Genomic DNA, 15,734 nt, shown 5'->3' with positions numbered 1-15,734 from the left:
CCGCTCCTGCTAGTGCAGTTGTCCGCCGCCCTCGCGAATATCCGCGTCCGTCGATAGCGACGTGGCCACCGCCACGCGCAACCCCGCGATCAGCGTATCGAGTGCGAGGCTCGGCGCCCCCGGATGACGCGCGGCCTGTTCGGGCAGATAGGGAATATGGATGAATCCCCCGCGCGTGGGCGCGGCGGCGCTGCCCGCCTTGCGATGGGCAAGCACATGCATCAGCCCATAGAACACGTGATTGCAGACGAAGGTACCGGCGGTCTGCGAGACCATCGCGGGCACGCCGGCCGCGCGCATGTCGCGCACGATCGCCTTGATCGGCAGGGTCGAGAAGTACGCGACCGGGCCATCCTTGGCGATCGGCGCGTCGATCGGCTGGGCCCCGGCGTTGTCGGCAATGCGGGCATCGTCGACATTGATCGCCACGCGCTCGATCGACAGCTCGGTGCGGCCACCGGCCTGCCCGACGGCGATCACCACGTCAGGGCGTAGCGTATCGACCAGCGCGTCCATTGCCTCGATGGCCTTGCCGAAGACGCAGGGCAACTGCCGCGCAACGATCAAGGCATCGCCCACGCGCTCGCCATCGAGCGCACGCACCGCCTCCCAGGACGGATTCACCGGTTCATTCTCGAACGGCTCGAAGCCGGTCAGCAGGACAGTACGGGTGGTCATGGCCAGGCTCCGGTTACATCAGGAAGTACAGCAGGATGATATTGGCCACCAGGATGCACAGCGCGGTAGGCACCTGCGCGCGAATCACGGCGTTCTTGTCTTCCAGTTCCAGCAACGCGGCAGGAACGATGTTGAAGTTCGCGGCCATCGGCGTCATCAGCGTGCCGCAGTAGCCGGAGAACATGCCGATCGCCGCCATCACGGCCGGGTTCGCATTGAACATGCCGACCAGGATCGGCACGCCAACACCACCGGTCATCACCGGGAACGCGGCAAAGCCGTTGCCCATGATGATCGTGAACAGCGCCATGCCCACGCAGTACACCGCCACGGCCACGAGCTTGTAGTCCATGTTGATGTACGCCGTGGTCAGGTGCGCCACGGCCTTGCCTACGCCTGCATCGGCAAACACCAGACCCAGCATCGCCAGCATCTGCGGCAGCACCAGCGCCCAGCCGAGCGACTCGATCAGACGACGCGATTCGCGCATGCTCTGCGTCACCGTGTCGCGTGTGAGCCAGCAAACCACGATCAGCGAGACGATACAGCCGATACCGAGCGACACGAACGTGACGTTCTTCGGATCGAGCAGCGCCAGTCCGGCGATCTTCACATCCTTGAACAGCACGGTACCGAGCACCGTGACCAGCGGGATCAGCAGCGCCGGAATGAACAGCTTGTTGCCCAGGCGACGCGCGCTGGCGCGACGCTCTTCCTCTGGCAGGCTGCCATGCTTGCCCTGGCCCACGCCGCCGAATCCGGCGATCAGCGCCATCACCACCGCGCCCACGCCAACGATCGCGGGCGGGATCTTGTCGCCGACGAGAAAGATGACCGCATATAGCAGCCAGAACAGCCCCGTGGACAGCCGACGCGGGTGCGTCTTGTCCGTGAACGTCATCAGGGCCGTGATCAGCAGGACGAAGCCGGCCAGCCAGTAGAGATAGTCGATCGAGACAATCATGGCTTACTCCCCTTTCGCTACGGCAGTGGCCGGCGTGCCGGCGGCTTGCTTGCCACCGAGTTCGCGTTCGAGCCAGCCATCGAGACGCTTCAGGCGCACGGCATGGATCAGGAACGCGCAGATGGCGGTGGGGATGCCCCAGACGGCGATGTGCAGCGGCTCGACGTCGATGTTCGATGACAGCAGGAACGTGTGCATCAGCGCGATGGCGCCGAAGGCCACGAAGATGTCCTCACCGAAGAACAGGCCAACGTTGTCGGTAGCGGCACAGAACGCCAGGATGCGTTGGCGCACCGGTTCGGGCAGATGACCGAATCGGTTCTCGGCCGCGCCTTCGGCCATCGGCGCCAGCAGCGGGCGCACCATCTGCGGATGGCCGCCCAGGCTTGTCAGCCCCACCGCTGCGGTGAGTTCACGTACACCCAGGTAGACGATCAGCAGACGGCCAACGGTAGCCGATGCGATTCGCGAGATCCACGCCTGGGCATGCTCGCGCAGCCCATGACGCTCGAGCAGGCCGATCACCGCCAGCGGCAGCAGGATGATCAGCGGCAAGTTGCGCGCCTTGACGAATGCCGTGCCGATCGCCGTGAAGATCTGCATGACAGGCATCGACGCGGCCAATCCGGTGACGATAGCAGCCGCGGCCACCACCATCATGGGATTGAACCGCAGAACAAAGCCAAGGATGATGACGCCGACCCCTAGCAGGGGCCAAAGATTGAGTGCGGTTTCCATGGAGTGCACCGGATAAGGTTTGGGGGGAGCAAAACCAGCGCGTGAGTGAGCCCGTCGTGATGGCTCGTCAGTTGCCGGCACGGATGGCAATGCCTTCCGCGCCGAGCCGTTCCCGGATGCGGCGCGCGAAGGCAAGCGCGTGAGCACCGTCGCCGTGCAGACACACGGTTTCGGCGCGAATCGGTACCCAGGTGCCATCAATCGCGCGCACCTGCTTGTCGCGGACCATCGACAGCGTCTGGTTCAGGGCCACGTCTTCGTCCTCGTGCAACGCGCCCGGCGTGCCACGCTTGACCAGCGTGCCATCGGGGTTATAGCCGCGGTCGGCGAAGACTTCTTCTTTCACGCGCAGGCCCGCCGCGCGTGCGATGTCGATCATCTGGCTGTTGGCCAGGCCAAAGAAGACCAGGTCGGAGTCGTAGTCACGCACGGCGCGCACGATCGCCTCGCACAGCTTTGCGTCGCGCACGGCCATGTTGTAGAGCGCGCCGTGCGGCTTCACGTGGGCGAGTTCGCCGCCCTGCGCGCGCACCATCGCATCGAGCGCGCCGATCTGGTACAGCACATCGGCATAGACCGCCTCGGGATCGCGCTGCATCTCGGTGCGGCCGAAGTTCTCGCGATCCGGGAAGCTCGGATGCGCGCCGATCGACACCTTGTTGGCCAACGCCCATTTCACGGTCTGCAGCATCGTGGCGGCATCGCCCGCGTGCCAGCCGCAGGCGATGTTGGCGGAGCTGATCAGCGCCAGCAGGGCTTCGTCATTGCCGCAGCCTTCGCCGAGGTCGGCATTCAGGTCGATTTGCATGTGCGTTCTCCGGGGATATGTCGGGGCAGGCGATTGGAATTCGTTGTTTCGTTGCGTCGTTGCATCGTCTGGGCGTTCAGGCGACAAAGCGCGTGGTTGCGCGGCGCCGCGCGGCGATCTGCATGCCGTCGCGCTGCCATGCCAGTGCCTGGTCGATCTGGCGCAGGTAGCGGTCCACCTCGGCCTGCGCGGCGGCGGCTTCCTCGAGCGTGACCTGGCGGAAGCGCACGGTCGCGCCCAGCGGCACCTGCGCCAGTCGCCACAGGTCCGCGCCAATCACGGTGCCGATCTTCGGATAGCCGCCCGTGGTCTGCGCATCGCTCATCAGGGCGATAGGCTGGCCTGACGGCGGCACCTGCATCACGCCCGGCACCACGCCGTGCGACAACAGATCGGCCGAGCGCTCGGCTCGGCGTGCCAATGCGGGACCTTGCAGACGCAGGCCCATGCGGTTGCTCTGCGGCGTGATGGTCCATTCGGACTGCCATAGCGCGGCTTGCGACGCCGGCTCGAAGTCGGCGTATTCGGGGCCGGGCAGCAGGCGGATTGCGATGGCATTGCCACCGTCTTGCCCGGGCAGCGCCCAACCCGGCGCGGCCACGCCCACCCAGTCCTGCCCCTGCTCGATGCCGGGCCGGCCCACGGGCAGGCGATCGCCTTCACGCAGCACGCGGCCTTCGAATCCGCCAAAACCGGACTTGAGATCGGTGCTACGCGAATTCATGACCAGGGGCACGTCGATGCCACCGGCCACGCAGAGATAGGTGCGCGTGCCGCCGCGCGGCGACGGCAGCGTGAGCGTCTCGCCACGGCGCACGTCGAACGCGTGCCACGACCAGACCGGGACACCGTCAAGATTCGCGCTGCATTCGGCGCCCGTCAGCGCCACGCGCATGTCGGCCTCAAAACGCACGGCGGCGCGGCCCAGTGTGAACTCGATCGCCGCCGCGCCGGGATCGTTGCCGAGCAGGCGATTGCCGACGCGCAGCGCCAGGTCGTCAGCCGCGCCCGAGCGGCCCACGCCGAAGCGGCGGAAGCCCACACGGCCGAGGTCCTGCACCGATGCCTGCGCGCCAGGCCGAATGATCTCGATCACAGCAGGATCTCCTCGGCAACAAAACGCACGGTATCGCCGGGCGCGAACAACGACGGCGGATCGCGATCGGCCACGAATAGCTGGGCGTCGGTACGCCCGATCAGTTGCCAGCCACCCGGCAGCACGGCCGGGTAGATGCCGGTCTGCTCGCCACCAATGCCCACCGCGCCAGCCGGCACGGCCAGACGCGGCTCGCGGCGGCGCGGCGTGGCCAATTCGGGCGCAAGCCCGCCCATGTAGGTAAAGCCGGGCTGGAATCCAAGGAAATAGACCACGTACTCGCCAGCGGCATGGCGGTGCACGACCTCAGCGGGTGTCAGGCCCGTGTGGGCGGCCACATCGGCCAGATCGGGCCCGAACTCGCCGCCGTAGCGGACCGGGACTTCCACGAGCCTGCCCGTCGCATTGCGCGCCTCTCCCGAAGCCCAGGCGAGCTTCAGGTTGCGCTCCAGCGCTGCCACGTCCGCCGTGCCATCGAAGGTCACGGTGAGGTTGTTCATGCCCGGCACCACATCGACCACACCCCGCCAGTCGGCGGCACGCGCGGCCATCGCCCAGATACGTCGCTGGACATCGAGCGACGCCGGCGGCTCGACGCTGTAAAGCAGCGCCTGTTCAGCCAGACGATGGACGGTGCATTGAGGCATTTGGAACTCGCGAGGTAACTGCAGCCCGCAGTCTCAGGCAGTGTAGGCGCCACAAGACCACGGTGCTGACTCGCCGATGAAGCCGACGCGACTCAATCGAATTTCATCGACGATTTATCGATAAATTCATGGTATCGAAACTTACCGGTGCACGGCACTCGGTGTTGACCCTAGGTAGTTATGCACCGTTAGCGACAAGAACACGCCAAGAAGATGCAAAAGAGGTGCTTGCACCACCTCAATGGAAAGGCTGCTGAAAGGGTGTGGCTACGTACGGGCCAAAAAAAAGCGGCCGGGAAATCCGGCCGCTTTTCGTGACGCGCAAGAAAACGTCGATCGATCAGGCAAACCCCGCCTGATGCGCCTGCTGATCAGCGTGATACGAGCTGCGGACCATCGCGCCGACAGCGGCGTGGGTGAAGCCCATCTTGTACGCCTCTTCTTCGAACATCTTGAAGGTGTCCGGGTGGACGTAGCGCGTAACCGGCAGGTGGTGGTTCGACGGCGCCAGGTACTGGCCGATCGTCAGCATGTCGATGTCGTGGGCGCGCATGTCGCGCATGACGTCGAGGATTTCCTCGTCAGTTTCGCCCAGGCCCACCATCAGGCCCGACTTGGTCGGCACATTGGGATTGCGGCGCTTGAAATCCTGCAGCAGCTTCAGCGAATGCGCGTAATCAGCGCCGGGGCGGGCCTGCTTGTACAGGCGCGGCACGGTTTCCATGTTGTGGTTCATCACGTCGGGCGGGCATGCCTGCAGGATGTCCAGCGCGCGGTCCAGGCGGCCGCGGAAGTCCGGCACCAGCACTTCGATACGCGTGTTCGGCGACAGCTCGCGCGTTTGCGAGATGCAGTCGACGTAGTGCTGGGCGCCACCGTCACGCAGGTCGTCGCGGTCGACGCTGGTGATCACCACGTAGTTGAGCTTGAGCTGGGCGATCGTGCGCGCCAGGTTGCCGGGCTCGTTCACGTCGAGCGGGTCCGGGCGGCCGTGGCCCACGTCGCAGAACGGGCAGCGACGCGTGCACTTGTCACCCATGATCATGAACGTGGCGGTGCCCTTGCCGAAGCATTCACCGATGTTCGGGCAGCTGGCTTCCTCGCACACGGTCACGAGATTGTTGGCGCGCAGGATGTCCTTGATCTCATAGAAGCGCGAATTGCCAGTGGCAGCCTTGACGCGAATCCAGTCCGGCTTCTTGAGCTTTTCCGCCGGCACGATCTTGATAGGGATGCGAGCGGTCTTCTCGGCCGACTTCTGCTTCTTGGTCGGATCGTAGTCGGCAGGGGATTGCGTGACTTCGCTGGACGTGGCGATCGGGGCGTCGCTCATACTGTTCTCCGCACGCGCGTCAGCGTGCAATGTAGGCTGTAAATATAGGCTGTGATTCGGGCCGGGCTAGCCATGCTCAGGCGGCCTCGGCAGCGGCTTGTCCCGGCACCGGGGCACGCGCTTCGCGTGCCGCCAGTACCTCGCACAGGGCCGCCGCCAGGCGTTGTGCGATCTCGGGTTGTTGTGTCGCGGTGACGGGCCGATGCACCGCGCCGCCGGCATCGTCCGCCGCCGTGAAGGCGGCGCCCGCGGTAGCCATGTCGACCGTTTCCAGTCCGGCATAGCCGCAGGGATTGATGCGCAGGAACGGCGACAGGTCCATCTGCACGTTGAGGCTGACGCCGTGATAGCTGCAACCGTTGCGGATCTTGAGACCAAGCGCGGCGATCTTGGCACCCTGGTGCTTACCGTCGGACAGGTAGATACCCGGGGCGCCGGCCTTGCGTTCGGCTGCGAGATTATACGCCGCGAGCGTGTCCAGTACCGCCTGCTCGATGTCGTGCACGAGCTCGCGCACCATCAGGTGACGCCGGCGCAAATCGAGCAGCAGGTAGGCCACGACCTGTCCCGGTCCGTGGTATGTGATCTGGCCGCCACGATCGATCTGCACGACCGGAATCGTGTCGTCGGGGGCGAGCAGATGCGCGGGGTCGCCGGCCTGGCCAAGCGTGTAGACCGGCGGATGCTCGACCAGCCAGATCTGGTCGGGCGTCTCGGGCGTGCGGGTGGCGGTGAAGTCCCGCATGGCGTCGAAACAGGGCTGATACGGCTGGCGGCCCCGGTCGATGACGTGAATCGGATGCATGGGCAGGAGTGTAACGAAAAGGGCCGGCCTACGCAGAGCGCGGGCCGGCCCGATTTGCTTCGTCATGCTGGTGTTCAGGGTTCGTCGCGCGGCGGCCAGACAAGTCTGAGCCGCCGCTCCGGCACCGCACCATCAGCATCAGGAGGCGGTGATCTTGTCTTCCGCGGGCGTCCACTCCGTGCCTCGAACCAGCCGCCTCACAGCGCGATATGCAATATGCGGCACATCGGCCAGCGTCAGCGCCGGACGGCGCGCTTCGGCGATCAGCGCCAACCGTACCGTGCCGGCGGCACGCGGGTCCACGCTGAGCACGATCTCATCGCCGCGCCGGAGCATCAGGCTCGAACCACAGCGCAGCCAGTAATCCTCCGAGTCGTTTTCGCGGGTCACCCATACATCCATGCCTTTTGCATCTTCCACGAACAGACGCTGTGCCGCGTGCAGCGACAGCGCGGTGACTTCCCCGGGGGCGAGGGTGAAGACGGTCGTTGTGAGCAGGGCTTTCATGATGACTCTCCGTGAGTCCGGATTCCAGCTGTCTTGGCGGGGGTTCAGAAACTGGCTTGGCATTTGGACCGGGCCAGTTATTCATTGTGTCCAGCGGTCTCCGGTGAAGTGAATTCTAGTGATTGCCCTGCCACTATCAAAACGATATATATTCTTGTGTCTTGTTAGCCAACCTCACATAGCCGAGAGCACCATGGTCTGGAGCGGAGCCTGGAATCCCGACGAACCGCGTAGCTGGAAGCGCGAGTTTCCGCGCTTGCCCGCGCTGGCCGCGCTGCGCACCTTCGAAGCCGCGGCTCGCCACGAGAGCTTTTCGCGGGCCGCCACCGAATTGTTCGTCACGCACGGCGCGGTCAGCCACCAGATCCGCGCGCTGGAAGAGGAACTGGGGCAGCAACTGTTCGAGCGCAGGGGCAAGCGCGTGATGCTGACCACCAACGGACGTCTCTATGCCGAGCGCGTGCGTGACGCGCTGTTGCAGATCGCCGACGCCACGCGCGTGCTGCAGGCCGGCAATCGCGACAAGCGCCTGACCATCAGCACCATGCCGTCCTTTGCCGCGCGCTGGCTGACGCCCCGCATCGGCAGCTTCATCGAGCAGCATCCGGAACTGGACGTCGAACTGCTGTCGTCGAACTCGCTCGTCGACTTCGCCAGCGAGGAGGTCGATATCGCGCTGCGCATGGGCACCGGCCACTACCCGGGCCTCTACGTGGAGAGGCTGCTCGACGATGTGTTCTTCCCCGTCTGCAGCCCGAACTACAACGGTGGCCGCCTGCCCGAGCAGCCGGCCCACATGGCCGGCATGCCGTTGCTGCGGGGTGAAGGCGATCCGTGGAAACCGTGGTTCGAAGCGGCCGGGCTCGACTGGCCCGAGCCGACCAAGGGCCTGCTGCTGCAGGATTCGTCGCTGCTGCTGCAGGCTGCGGCCGAAGGACAGGGCGTGGCGCTGATCCGCTCGTCGCTGGCCTACAACGACCTGCTGTCCGGCCGGGTGGTGCGATTGTTCGACGTCAGCATTCCATGCCCGTGGCTGCTCCACTTCGTCTGCACGCACGCCAGTCTGGAGACACCCAAAGTCCAGGCCTTCCGGCACTGGCTGCTGCCCGAGATGGAGCGATTCCGCAACATCCTCTCGCAGTGGAACTAGTCTTCGCCTGAATCGTCCGGCTCGGCCAACTCGTCCGATTCGTCCGGCTTGCTGGGTTTCACGCTGGATGCCTTCGGCGACTTGCTTGCCCGACCGGCGCGCGGGTGGGCCTGATCGTAGACCTTGGCCAGGTGCTGGAAATCGAGCGAAGTGTAGATCTGCGTGGTGGAGATGCTGGCGTGGCCCAGCATTTCCTGCACCGCCCGCAGGTCACCGGACGACTGCAGCATATGCGTGGCGAACGAGTGGCGCAGCATGTGCGGATGGACATCGCTGGGCACGCCCGCGGCCAGCGCCTGGCGTTTGATGCGCTGCTGCACCGTGCTGATCGGCAACCGCCGGCCGCGCGTGCCAAGAAACAGCGCGTGGGCATCCTCGGGCAGCGCGCCGGGCCGCAGCATCATCTCGCGCACATGAATCCAGGCTTTCAGCGCCTGGATCGCCTTGCTGCCCACCGGCACGGTGCGCCGGCGCGAACCCTTGCCGAGCACGGTCACTTCGGCGCCATCGAGATCGAGCCAGCCGGACGAGCGATAGTCGCCGTCCTCCGTATAGCGGACGTCTAGCTGGATCAGCTCTGACAGCCGCAGGCCGCTCGAATAGAACAGCTCAAAGACAGCCTGATCACGTAGCGATTCGTTGGTGTCGTCCTGGCGATGGGCGACCAGCGCCACCGCATGTTCGACCGAGAGCGCCTTGGGCAGCGGCCTGCCACGCTTGGGCGCGCGCACGCCGTCGACGGGATTGGACTGTACGCCGTGACCATGCCGCGCCGCCCAGAGATAGAAGCCGCGCCACGCCGACAGCGTGCGTGCGATGGTGCGGGCCGACAGGCCATTGCCATGCAGCCGCGCCGCAAACGAACGAATGTGACGGGTCTCCAGCGCCAGCAACGCCACGCCGGGCGCCAGGCGAATGGCTTGCGACTGCAACACGGACAGATCGTGCCCGTAGCTGGTCAGCGTGTGCGCGGCGAGCTTTCGGCTCGTCGCCAGCCAGTCGAGATAGCGCACCACCAGCGGGTCTGGGGCCGGCTTCTCGGCCGACGCCTCATCAGCCTCATCGACCGCATGGGCCCTGTTGCGTGCCGGCTGGCGCGTGCGCATGGAGGAGTGTTTGCCCCGCTTAGTCGCGCAGGCGATTCAGCGCCGCGCCGGCGACTTCGCCGATCTGGGCCAGATAGGCAGTGCCCATACCCTCATGGAAGCGGCGCGCGTCGGGCGAGCCCAGCACCAGCAGGCCGAACGCCGCGCCCGGGCCGTCCTCGTCGGGCTTGGCCGGCACGCGCAGCGCCACCATCGCCAGCGACGCGACGTCGTCGCGCTCCAGCAACTGAGCGGCCTCGAAACCGGCGTTCGCGCCGCAGAACGGCGCGCGCAGGCCTTCGGCGAACAGGCGCAGGTCATCGCTGGCACCCTGCGCCACTTCCATGTGGGCATAGGTCTCACCGACGCTCCACAGGCGCAGCCCCACGGCGGGCACGTCGAACACCTGCTGCAGGCCGTCGCGCACCGCATAGGGCAGCGCGTGGGAATCGGCCTCGGCCAGCAGGCGCATCTGCCAGTCATGCATACGCTGCTGCGTGCGATCGTTCTCGTGGCCGTGCCGGACGAGATCGGCCAGCTTGAGTTCCAGACCCTTGTTCTTCTCGCGCAGGATTTCCATCTGGCGCTCCTGCAGCGACACCGCCCGATGGCTGTGCGGGCTGGTCAGTTGCACCGTCGCCAGCAGTTCGGCGTGATCTTCGAAAAACTGCGGATGGCTCTGCAGGTAAGCGGCAACGTCTTGAGCGTTCATGGGCTTCCACCGGAACAAATTTTGGATGGCAGTGTAGCAAAGACGCCATCCACTACGTTTGTATCAACCTTTTCTGCCTGGAAATGCTCATCAGAATGCCGATGCCCATTCCCAGCGTCACCAGCGCGGTTCCCCCGTAGCTCATCAGCGGCAGCGGCACGCCCACCACCGGCAGGATCCCGCTCACCATGCCCATGTTCACGAAGGCGTAGGTGAAGAAGATCAGCGTGATGGAGCCGGCCAGCAGACGCGAGAACAGCGTTGGCGCGTTCGCCGCAATATAGAGCCCGCGGAAGATCAGCAGCAGGTACAGGACCAGTAGCACCGCATTACCGATCAGCCCGAACTCCTCGGAGAACACGGCGAAGATGAAGTCGGTGTGCTTCTCGGGGATGAATTCGAGGTGCGTCTGTGTGCCCTTGAGCCAGCCCTTGCCGGTCACCCCGCCCGAGCCAATCGCGATGATCGACTGGATCGTGTGAAAGCCCTTGCCGAGCGGATCAGTGGTCGGGTCGAGCAGCGTGCAGACACGGTGCTGCTGGTAGTCGTGCAGGATCGGCCAGTTCACGCCCGGCGCACAGATCTGGTTCTGGTAAGTCACGATCAGCGTGATCACGACCACGCCCGCACCGAGAATCGGCAGGATGATCTTCCACGTCAAGCCCGCGAAGTAGATCACGTAGATGCCGGCGGCCAGCACCAGCAACGCAGTGCCCAGGTCAGGCTGCTTGGCGATCAGGCCGACCGGAATACCGAGCATGATCAGTGCCACGACGAAGTCGAACCATTTGATCACCCCCTCGCGTTTCTGGAAGTACCACGCCAGCATCAGTGGCATCGCGATCTTCATGATCTCGGAGGGCTGAATCACCATCCCCACGTTCAGCCAGCGCCGCGCGCCCTTGCGGATCAGGCCGAACATCGCCACGGCAATCAGCAGCGCTACCCCCACGGTGTAGAGCGGCACGGCAATCCGCATCAACAGCTGGGTCGGCATGTAGGCGATCACCAGCATCACCACGTACGACAGCAGGATATTGCGCAGCTGGTCCTCGACCCGGCCCGGCATGTCGATCGCGGCCGAGTACAGCGCAACGATGCCGGTGGCGAACAGCAGAAAGACGATCAAGGCCAGCGGCTTGTCGAAGCCGGTCAGGGCAGACTTGATGATCGATACGACGCGGCGTCGGTCCATGCGCGTCTCCTTATTACTCTGAAACGTTGTTGCGGGCCGACGAGCCCGAGGCCGGGCCCGCGACATTGGCGGGCTTTGGCCGGGCGGGCTGCGTCTTCGGCTTGGCGGGTGCCGGGGCCGAGGCGGGCGTTGCGCGCGACGGCGTGGCGGGTGGCGTCGGCGCTGGCTTGCTGTGGCCAAGCGCCTGCAGCATCCGCGCATCGAGCGTCACTTCGGCCGAGGCCGGGGCGATGGCATCCGGGTCGAGCTGGCCGGCAATCGTGTCGGATGCCGACCGTGCCGCCGGCACCGATGCGGAAGCCCCCGCCGCGCTCGCGCCTGCGGCATTTGCAGCGCCCGTCGTGGCATCCGACGCGGCGGCCGGTGCTGTCTGCATCACCGTGGCACTGGCGGCATTGGCGGTCTGGCCAGTCGTGAACACGCTCGGCGTGTCGACAGGCGGCTTGCCGCCAGCGCGCTCGCGCTCCGCGGGCGGCGGGGCCGTCGCGGCCAGTTCCTCCGGCCACTTGCCCAGCAGGTAGTAGTCCATCACCTTGCGCGCGATCGGCGCGGCCACGGCGGCGCCAAAACCCGCGTTCTCGACGATCAGCGCCAGCGCGATCTTCGGATGATCGGCCGGGGCGAACGCGGTGTAGAGCGAGTGGTCGCGCTTGCGCTCGTCCAGCGCATGGTGGTTGTACTTCTCGTTCTTGCCCAGCGTGTAGGTCTGCGCCGTACCGGTCTTGCCGGCCGACTCGTAGGCAGCGCCGGCGAACACCCGTGCAGCGGTACCGGAGTGCGTCACGGCAACCATCGAACGCTTGATCACGTCGATATCGCCCTGCTTGAGCGGGATGCGATAGCTTTCCTTGGGCACGGTCAGCGTGCGCTTGCGCGAGACCGAATCCTCCACGGCCTTGACCAGGTGGGGCTTCATCGCCACGCCGTTGTTGACCAGGATCGACACCGCGTTGGCCAACTGCAGGATCGTGAAGCTGTTGTAGCCCTGCCCGATGCCCAGCGAAATGGTTTCGCCGTCATACCACTTCTGCTGCTCGGGGCGGCGGTACGCCTTTCGCTTCCAGTCCGTGGATGGCAGGATGCCGCGGTTTTCGCCCTCGATATCGATGCCGGTGATCTGGCCGAAGCCGAGCGGCTTCATGAAATCGTGGATCGCGTTGACGCCCATGTCACGCGCCAGCATGTAGTAATAGGTGTCGCACGACTGCACGATCGACGCCTGCATGTCCACCCAGCCGTGGCCGCCGGGCTTGTCGTCGCGGAACGTGTGGTTGCCAAGCGTGAAGAACCCTGGATCGTGCATCCCCCAGGCGGCAGTGCGCTTGCCCGTGGTCAGCGCAGCCAGCGCCATGAACGGCTTGTACGTCGAGCCAGGCGGATAGGTGCCGCGCAACGGTCGGTTCAGCAGCGGCTTGTCGGGTGAGTTGTTCAGTTCGTCCCAGGTCTTGGAGTCGATGCCTTCGACGAACAGGTTCGGATCGAAGGTCGGCTTGGACACGAAGGCCAGGATGTCGCCCGTTTCGGGCTCGATCGCCACCAGCGCTCCACGGCGATCGCCGAACAGCTGCTCGGCCAGTTGCTGCAGGCGGATGTCGAGCGACAGGATCAGGTTGTTGCCCGGCGTGGCCGGCGACGTGGACAGGGTGCGAATCGGCCGCCCACCTGCGCTGACCTCCACCTCCTCGAAGCCCGTCAGGCCGTGCAGCTCGGTCTCGTAGCTCTGTTCCAGCCCGATCTTGCCGATGTAGTTGGAGCCCTTGTAGTTGTCGGCGTCCTTGCGCGGATCGTACTTGTCGCCATCGGCGGCGTCGTTGGCCTCGTCCATGGCCTCGATCCGCTCCTGGTCACGCTGCGAGATGCGACCCAGGTAGCCGACCACGTGGCTGGCCGCTTCGCCCAGCGGATACTGGCGGAACAACCGCGCGCGCACGTCGACGCCCGGAAAGCGGAAGCGCTGCGCCGAAAACCGGGCTACCTCCTCGTCGGTGAGCTGGCTGCGTATCGGCAGGCTTTCGAAGCTGCGCGATTCCTCCAGCAGCCGCTTGAAGCGGCGACGGTCGCGCGGTTGGATATCGACGAGCGTGGCCAGCTCCTCGATCGTGTTGTCGAGCGTGTCGGTCAGCTTGGACGGCGTGATTTCAAGCGTGTACGCGGAGTAGTTGCGCGCCAGCACCACGCCGTTGCGGTCCATGATGATGCCGCGGTTAGGCTCGATCGGCGCCACGGAGATGCGGTTGTCCTCGGCCTTGGCCGAGTACTGGTCGTGCTTGTACCACTGCAGCCACAGAAAGCGGGAGAACAGCAGGCCAAAGCAGACGACCGTGAACAGGGCGGCGGCCGCCACGCGGATGCGGAAGCGGCCGATTTCCAGTTCGACGTTGCGAATTTCGGTCATGGCGGTACTGCGGGCGGCGTGGTGAGCGCGTCAGGGATTGGGACTAGATCGGACGCGTCTCATCGACTTCGTTCGATCTGCGTTGCGGCGCCAGCAGCAGGCTGGTGGCCATCGGCCACAGCACCGCCTCGATCACCGGGGCCAGCAGCAATTGCCAGCCGGGCAGCGGCGCGCCCATGGCCAGGCGGATAACCACCGGCACCGCGTGCGCGATGAACAACAACGGCAGCACGTGCAGCGCCTGCGCGTAGACCGAAAACCACAGTACCCGGCGATGGATCGTGATCGCGAAGTAGGCCAACAGCGTGTAGGCAAGCGCATGTTCGCCAAGCAGGCGAGCGTCATGCACGTCCATCAGCAAACCCAGCAGGAACGCCACGCCCATGCCAACCTTGCGTGGCTGGTGGATGTTCCAGAACACCAGCACCAGCGCCACGACGTCCGGAATCCAGAGCGTCTCGCCCCAGGGCATCAGGTTGATCAGGAAGGCCAGCACGAAGGTCAGCGCGATGAACGCGGGATTGACCGGGCGCAGCAGGTATTGGGATGTCGTCACCGTGCGGGCTCCGAGGGTTTCTGCGCCGGCGCGGCCGTGGGCGTGTCCGCGGGCTTGTCGGCCGACGTGGCCGCCTTGTCTGCCTTCTGCTCGGCGCCAGCGCGTGCCGCCGCCGACCGCGAGCCGCGCTCGGCCTTCTGCGACGTGGCTGCCTCCGGCGGGCGCGGGGCAAGGCCCGACTCATAGCGCACCACTAGCAACTGGCGGTGCGAACGCACACCGGCCACGGGCTCGCAATACACGCGGGAGAACGCCGTATCGGCTTTGCGTTCGATCTGGACAATCTTCGCCACCGGCAGGCCCGGCGGATAGGTGCCATCGAGGCCCGACGTCACCAGCAGGTCGCCCTGCTGCAGATCGGCCGATGCCGCCATGAAGCGCAGGTCCAGCAGACCGGCGCGTGAGCCGCCAAAGGCCACGCTGCGCAGACCGTTGCGCACCACCTGGACCGGGATCGCCTGGTCCTTGTCGGTCAGCAACGTCACTTCCGACTGGAACGGGGAAACGCGCGTCACCTGGCCGATCACGCCGCGCTCGTCGATGACCGGATAGCCGGCGCGCAGGCCCTGCATGCTGCCGCGATCGATCACGATACGCTGGCTGTAGGGGTCCCGGGCGTCGTAGAGGATTTCCGCCGGGGTCACCGGCGTGGTCGATTGCTGCGTCAGGTTCAGCAGCTTGCGAAGCTGGTTGTTCTCGGATTCGAGCTGGGCCTGGCGAACCGAGGCATTGGCCTGCTCGAGCGCCGCACGCCGCAGCTCGCGGTTCTCGTTGGCCAGTTCGACGGAAGACTGGGCGTAGTCGAAGACGCCACGGATGGCGTCGCGCGGTACCAGCACCAGACGCTCCACCGGCATCAGCACGGTGGCAGCCACCTGGCGCACGTTGCGCATGGCGTCAAAGCGCGCGTCGACGATCAGCAGCACCAGCGCGATCGTCACGAAGATAACCAGACGCGCAACGGCGGACGTGCCTTGCTTGAAGAGCGGCGGTGGAGAGTAATCCATTTACCCGTGCGCAGGCGATGCCAATCCGCCAGCGCGACGCCCCGTCCCTTGCGGGACG

At 65.7% G+C, this 15,734-nt stretch carries 16 protein-coding genes; 1 reads left to right on the top strand and 15 read right to left on the bottom strand.

Going from position 1 to position 15,734, the window contains the following annotated elements; translation table 11 throughout:
- Window positions 1-9: 9 nt before the first annotated feature.
- The 9 genes from pcp to RMET_RS00310 form a co-directional block, all read right to left on the bottom strand.
- On the bottom strand, window positions 10-678 hold the full coding sequence (pcp, locus tag RMET_RS00350) for a pyroglutamyl-peptidase I (protein WP_011514992.1): 669 nt from the start codon (window positions 676-678) through the stop codon (window positions 10-12).
- A gap of 13 nt (window positions 679-691) precedes the next feature.
- Window positions 692-1,642, bottom strand: a complete 951-nt coding sequence (locus tag RMET_RS00345; protein ID WP_011514991.1) for a DUF979 domain-containing protein — start codon at window positions 1,640-1,642, stop codon at window positions 692-694.
- Between the two features lie 3 nt (window positions 1,643-1,645).
- The gene (locus RMET_RS00340) at window positions 1,646-2,380 is read right to left on the bottom strand and encodes a DUF969 domain-containing protein (RefSeq protein WP_011514990.1); all 735 of its coding nucleotides are present in this window, start codon (window positions 2,378-2,380) and stop codon (window positions 1,646-1,648) included.
- A gap of 67 nt (window positions 2,381-2,447) precedes the next feature.
- On the bottom strand, window positions 2,448-3,188 hold the full coding sequence (gene pxpA / locus RMET_RS00335; RefSeq protein ID WP_011514989.1) for a 5-oxoprolinase subunit PxpA: 741 nt from the start codon (window positions 3,186-3,188) through the stop codon (window positions 2,448-2,450).
- Window positions 3,189-3,264: 76 nt separating this feature from the next.
- Window positions 3,265-4,284 (bottom strand): 5-oxoprolinase subunit C family protein, encoded by a 1,020-nt coding sequence (locus RMET_RS00330; protein WP_011514988.1) that lies wholly within the window; start codon window positions 4,282-4,284, stop codon window positions 3,265-3,267.
- The gene (pxpB, locus tag RMET_RS00325) at window positions 4,281-4,931 is read right to left on the bottom strand and encodes a 5-oxoprolinase subunit PxpB (protein ID WP_011514987.1); all 651 of its coding nucleotides are present in this window, start codon (window positions 4,929-4,931) and stop codon (window positions 4,281-4,283) included. Before pxpB ends, RMET_RS00330 begins: the two co-directional genes overlap by 4 nt.
- 340 nt (window positions 4,932-5,271) lie before the next feature.
- Complete coding sequence (lipA, locus tag RMET_RS00320; protein ID WP_011514986.1) at window positions 5,272-6,264, bottom strand: lipoyl synthase; 993 nt, start codon at window positions 6,262-6,264, stop codon at window positions 5,272-5,274.
- 76 nt (window positions 6,265-6,340) lie between these two features.
- The gene (gene lipB / locus RMET_RS00315; RefSeq protein WP_029306791.1) at window positions 6,341-7,069 is read right to left on the bottom strand and encodes a lipoyl(octanoyl) transferase LipB; all 729 of its coding nucleotides are present in this window, start codon (window positions 7,067-7,069) and stop codon (window positions 6,341-6,343) included.
- 138 nt (window positions 7,070-7,207) lie between these two features.
- On the bottom strand, window positions 7,208-7,576 hold the full coding sequence (locus tag RMET_RS00310) for a DUF2917 domain-containing protein (RefSeq protein ID WP_011514984.1): 369 nt from the start codon (window positions 7,574-7,576) through the stop codon (window positions 7,208-7,210).
- Between the two features lie 193 nt (window positions 7,577-7,769).
- On the opposite strand from RMET_RS00310, the gene RMET_RS00305 reads away from it, so the two are divergent.
- Window positions 7,770-8,726 (top strand): transcriptional regulator GcvA, encoded by a 957-nt coding sequence (locus tag RMET_RS00305; protein WP_029306792.1) that lies wholly within the window; start codon window positions 7,770-7,772, stop codon window positions 8,724-8,726.
- On the opposite strand, the gene RMET_RS00300 is transcribed toward RMET_RS00305, so the two are convergent.
- The 6 genes from RMET_RS00300 to mreC are packed head-to-tail and all read right to left on the bottom strand — an operon-like array spanning window position 8,723 to window position 15,676.
- On the bottom strand, window positions 8,723-9,832 hold the full coding sequence (locus RMET_RS00300; protein ID WP_011514982.1) for a tyrosine recombinase XerC: 1,110 nt from the start codon (window positions 9,830-9,832) through the stop codon (window positions 8,723-8,725). The genes RMET_RS00305 and RMET_RS00300 overlap by 4 nt on opposite strands.
- Before the next feature lie 19 nt (window positions 9,833-9,851).
- Window positions 9,852-10,523, bottom strand: coding sequence for a DUF484 family protein (locus tag RMET_RS00295; protein ID WP_011514981.1), 672 nt, complete (start codon window positions 10,521-10,523; stop codon window positions 9,852-9,854).
- A 52-nt stretch (window positions 10,524-10,575) separates the two neighbouring features.
- Window positions 10,576-11,718: a rod shape-determining protein RodA gene (gene rodA / locus RMET_RS00290; RefSeq protein ID WP_011514980.1), complete on the bottom strand. Its 1,143-nt coding sequence runs from the start codon at window positions 11,716-11,718 to the stop codon at window positions 10,576-10,578.
- 13 nt (window positions 11,719-11,731) lie between these two features.
- Entirely contained in the window at window positions 11,732-14,113 is a 2,382-nt protein-coding gene (gene mrdA, locus RMET_RS00285; protein WP_011514979.1) for a penicillin-binding protein 2, read from the bottom strand.
- A gap of 43 nt (window positions 14,114-14,156) precedes the next feature.
- The gene (gene mreD / locus RMET_RS00280; protein ID WP_008640831.1) at window positions 14,157-14,669 is read right to left on the bottom strand and encodes a rod shape-determining protein MreD; all 513 of its coding nucleotides are present in this window, start codon (window positions 14,667-14,669) and stop codon (window positions 14,157-14,159) included.
- Window positions 14,666-15,676 carry a rod shape-determining protein MreC gene (mreC, locus tag RMET_RS00275; RefSeq protein ID WP_011514978.1) on the bottom strand — a complete coding sequence of 337 codons (1,011 nt, stop codon included), beginning with the start codon at window positions 15,674-15,676 and terminating at the stop codon, window positions 14,666-14,668. Before mreC ends, mreD begins: the two co-directional genes overlap by 4 nt.
- Window positions 15,677-15,734 lie beyond the last annotated feature (58 nt).

Source organism: Cupriavidus metallidurans CH34, from assembly GCF_000196015.1.
Taxonomy (GTDB): Bacteria; Pseudomonadota; Gammaproteobacteria; order Burkholderiales; family Burkholderiaceae; genus Cupriavidus; species Cupriavidus metallidurans.
The sequence above is the reverse complement of the archived record's forward strand: the minus strand, read 5'-3'. Positions and strand labels throughout refer to the sequence as shown.

Bases quoted from the DNA above. Each gene is read 5' to 3' on its own strand.
- RMET_RS00300 (WP_011514982.1), bottom strand. From the start codon at position 9,832: ATGCGCACGCGCCAGCCGGCACGCAACAGGGCCCATGCGGTCGATGAG.
- rodA (WP_011514980.1), bottom strand. From the start codon at position 11,718: ATGGACCGACGCCGCGTCGTATCGATCATCAAGTCTGCCCTGACCGGC.
- mrdA (WP_011514979.1), bottom strand. From the start codon at position 14,113: ATGACCGAAATTCGCAACGTCGAACTGGAAATCGGCCGCTTCCGCATC.
- RMET_RS00295 (WP_011514981.1), bottom strand. From the start codon at position 10,523: ATGAACGCTCAAGACGTTGCCGCTTACCTGCAGAGCCATCCGCAGTTT.
- lipB (WP_029306791.1), bottom strand. From the start codon at position 7,069: ATGCATCCGATTCACGTCATCGACCGGGGCCGCCAGCCGTATCAGCCC.
- RMET_RS00345 (WP_011514991.1), bottom strand. From the start codon at position 1,642: ATGATTGTCTCGATCGACTATCTCTACTGGCTGGCCGGCTTCGTCCTG.
- pxpA (WP_011514989.1), bottom strand. From the start codon at position 3,188: ATGCAAATCGACCTGAATGCCGACCTCGGCGAAGGCTGCGGCAATGAC.
- pcp (WP_011514992.1), bottom strand. From the start codon at position 678: ATGACCACCCGTACTGTCCTGCTGACCGGCTTCGAGCCGTTCGAGAAT.
- RMET_RS00305 (WP_029306792.1), top strand. From the start codon at position 7,770: ATGGTCTGGAGCGGAGCCTGGAATCCCGACGAACCGCGTAGCTGGAAG.
- mreC (WP_011514978.1), bottom strand. From the start codon at position 15,676: ATGGATTACTCTCCACCGCCGCTCTTCAAGCAAGGCACGTCCGCCGTT.
- RMET_RS00310 (WP_011514984.1), bottom strand. From the start codon at position 7,576: ATGAAAGCCCTGCTCACAACGACCGTCTTCACCCTCGCCCCCGGGGAA.
- lipA (WP_011514986.1), bottom strand. From the start codon at position 6,264: ATGAGCGACGCCCCGATCGCCACGTCCAGCGAAGTCACGCAATCCCCT.
- RMET_RS00340 (WP_011514990.1), bottom strand. From the start codon at position 2,380: ATGGAAACCGCACTCAATCTTTGGCCCCTGCTAGGGGTCGGCGTCATC.
- pxpB (WP_011514987.1), bottom strand. From the start codon at position 4,931: ATGCCTCAATGCACCGTCCATCGTCTGGCTGAACAGGCGCTGCTTTAC.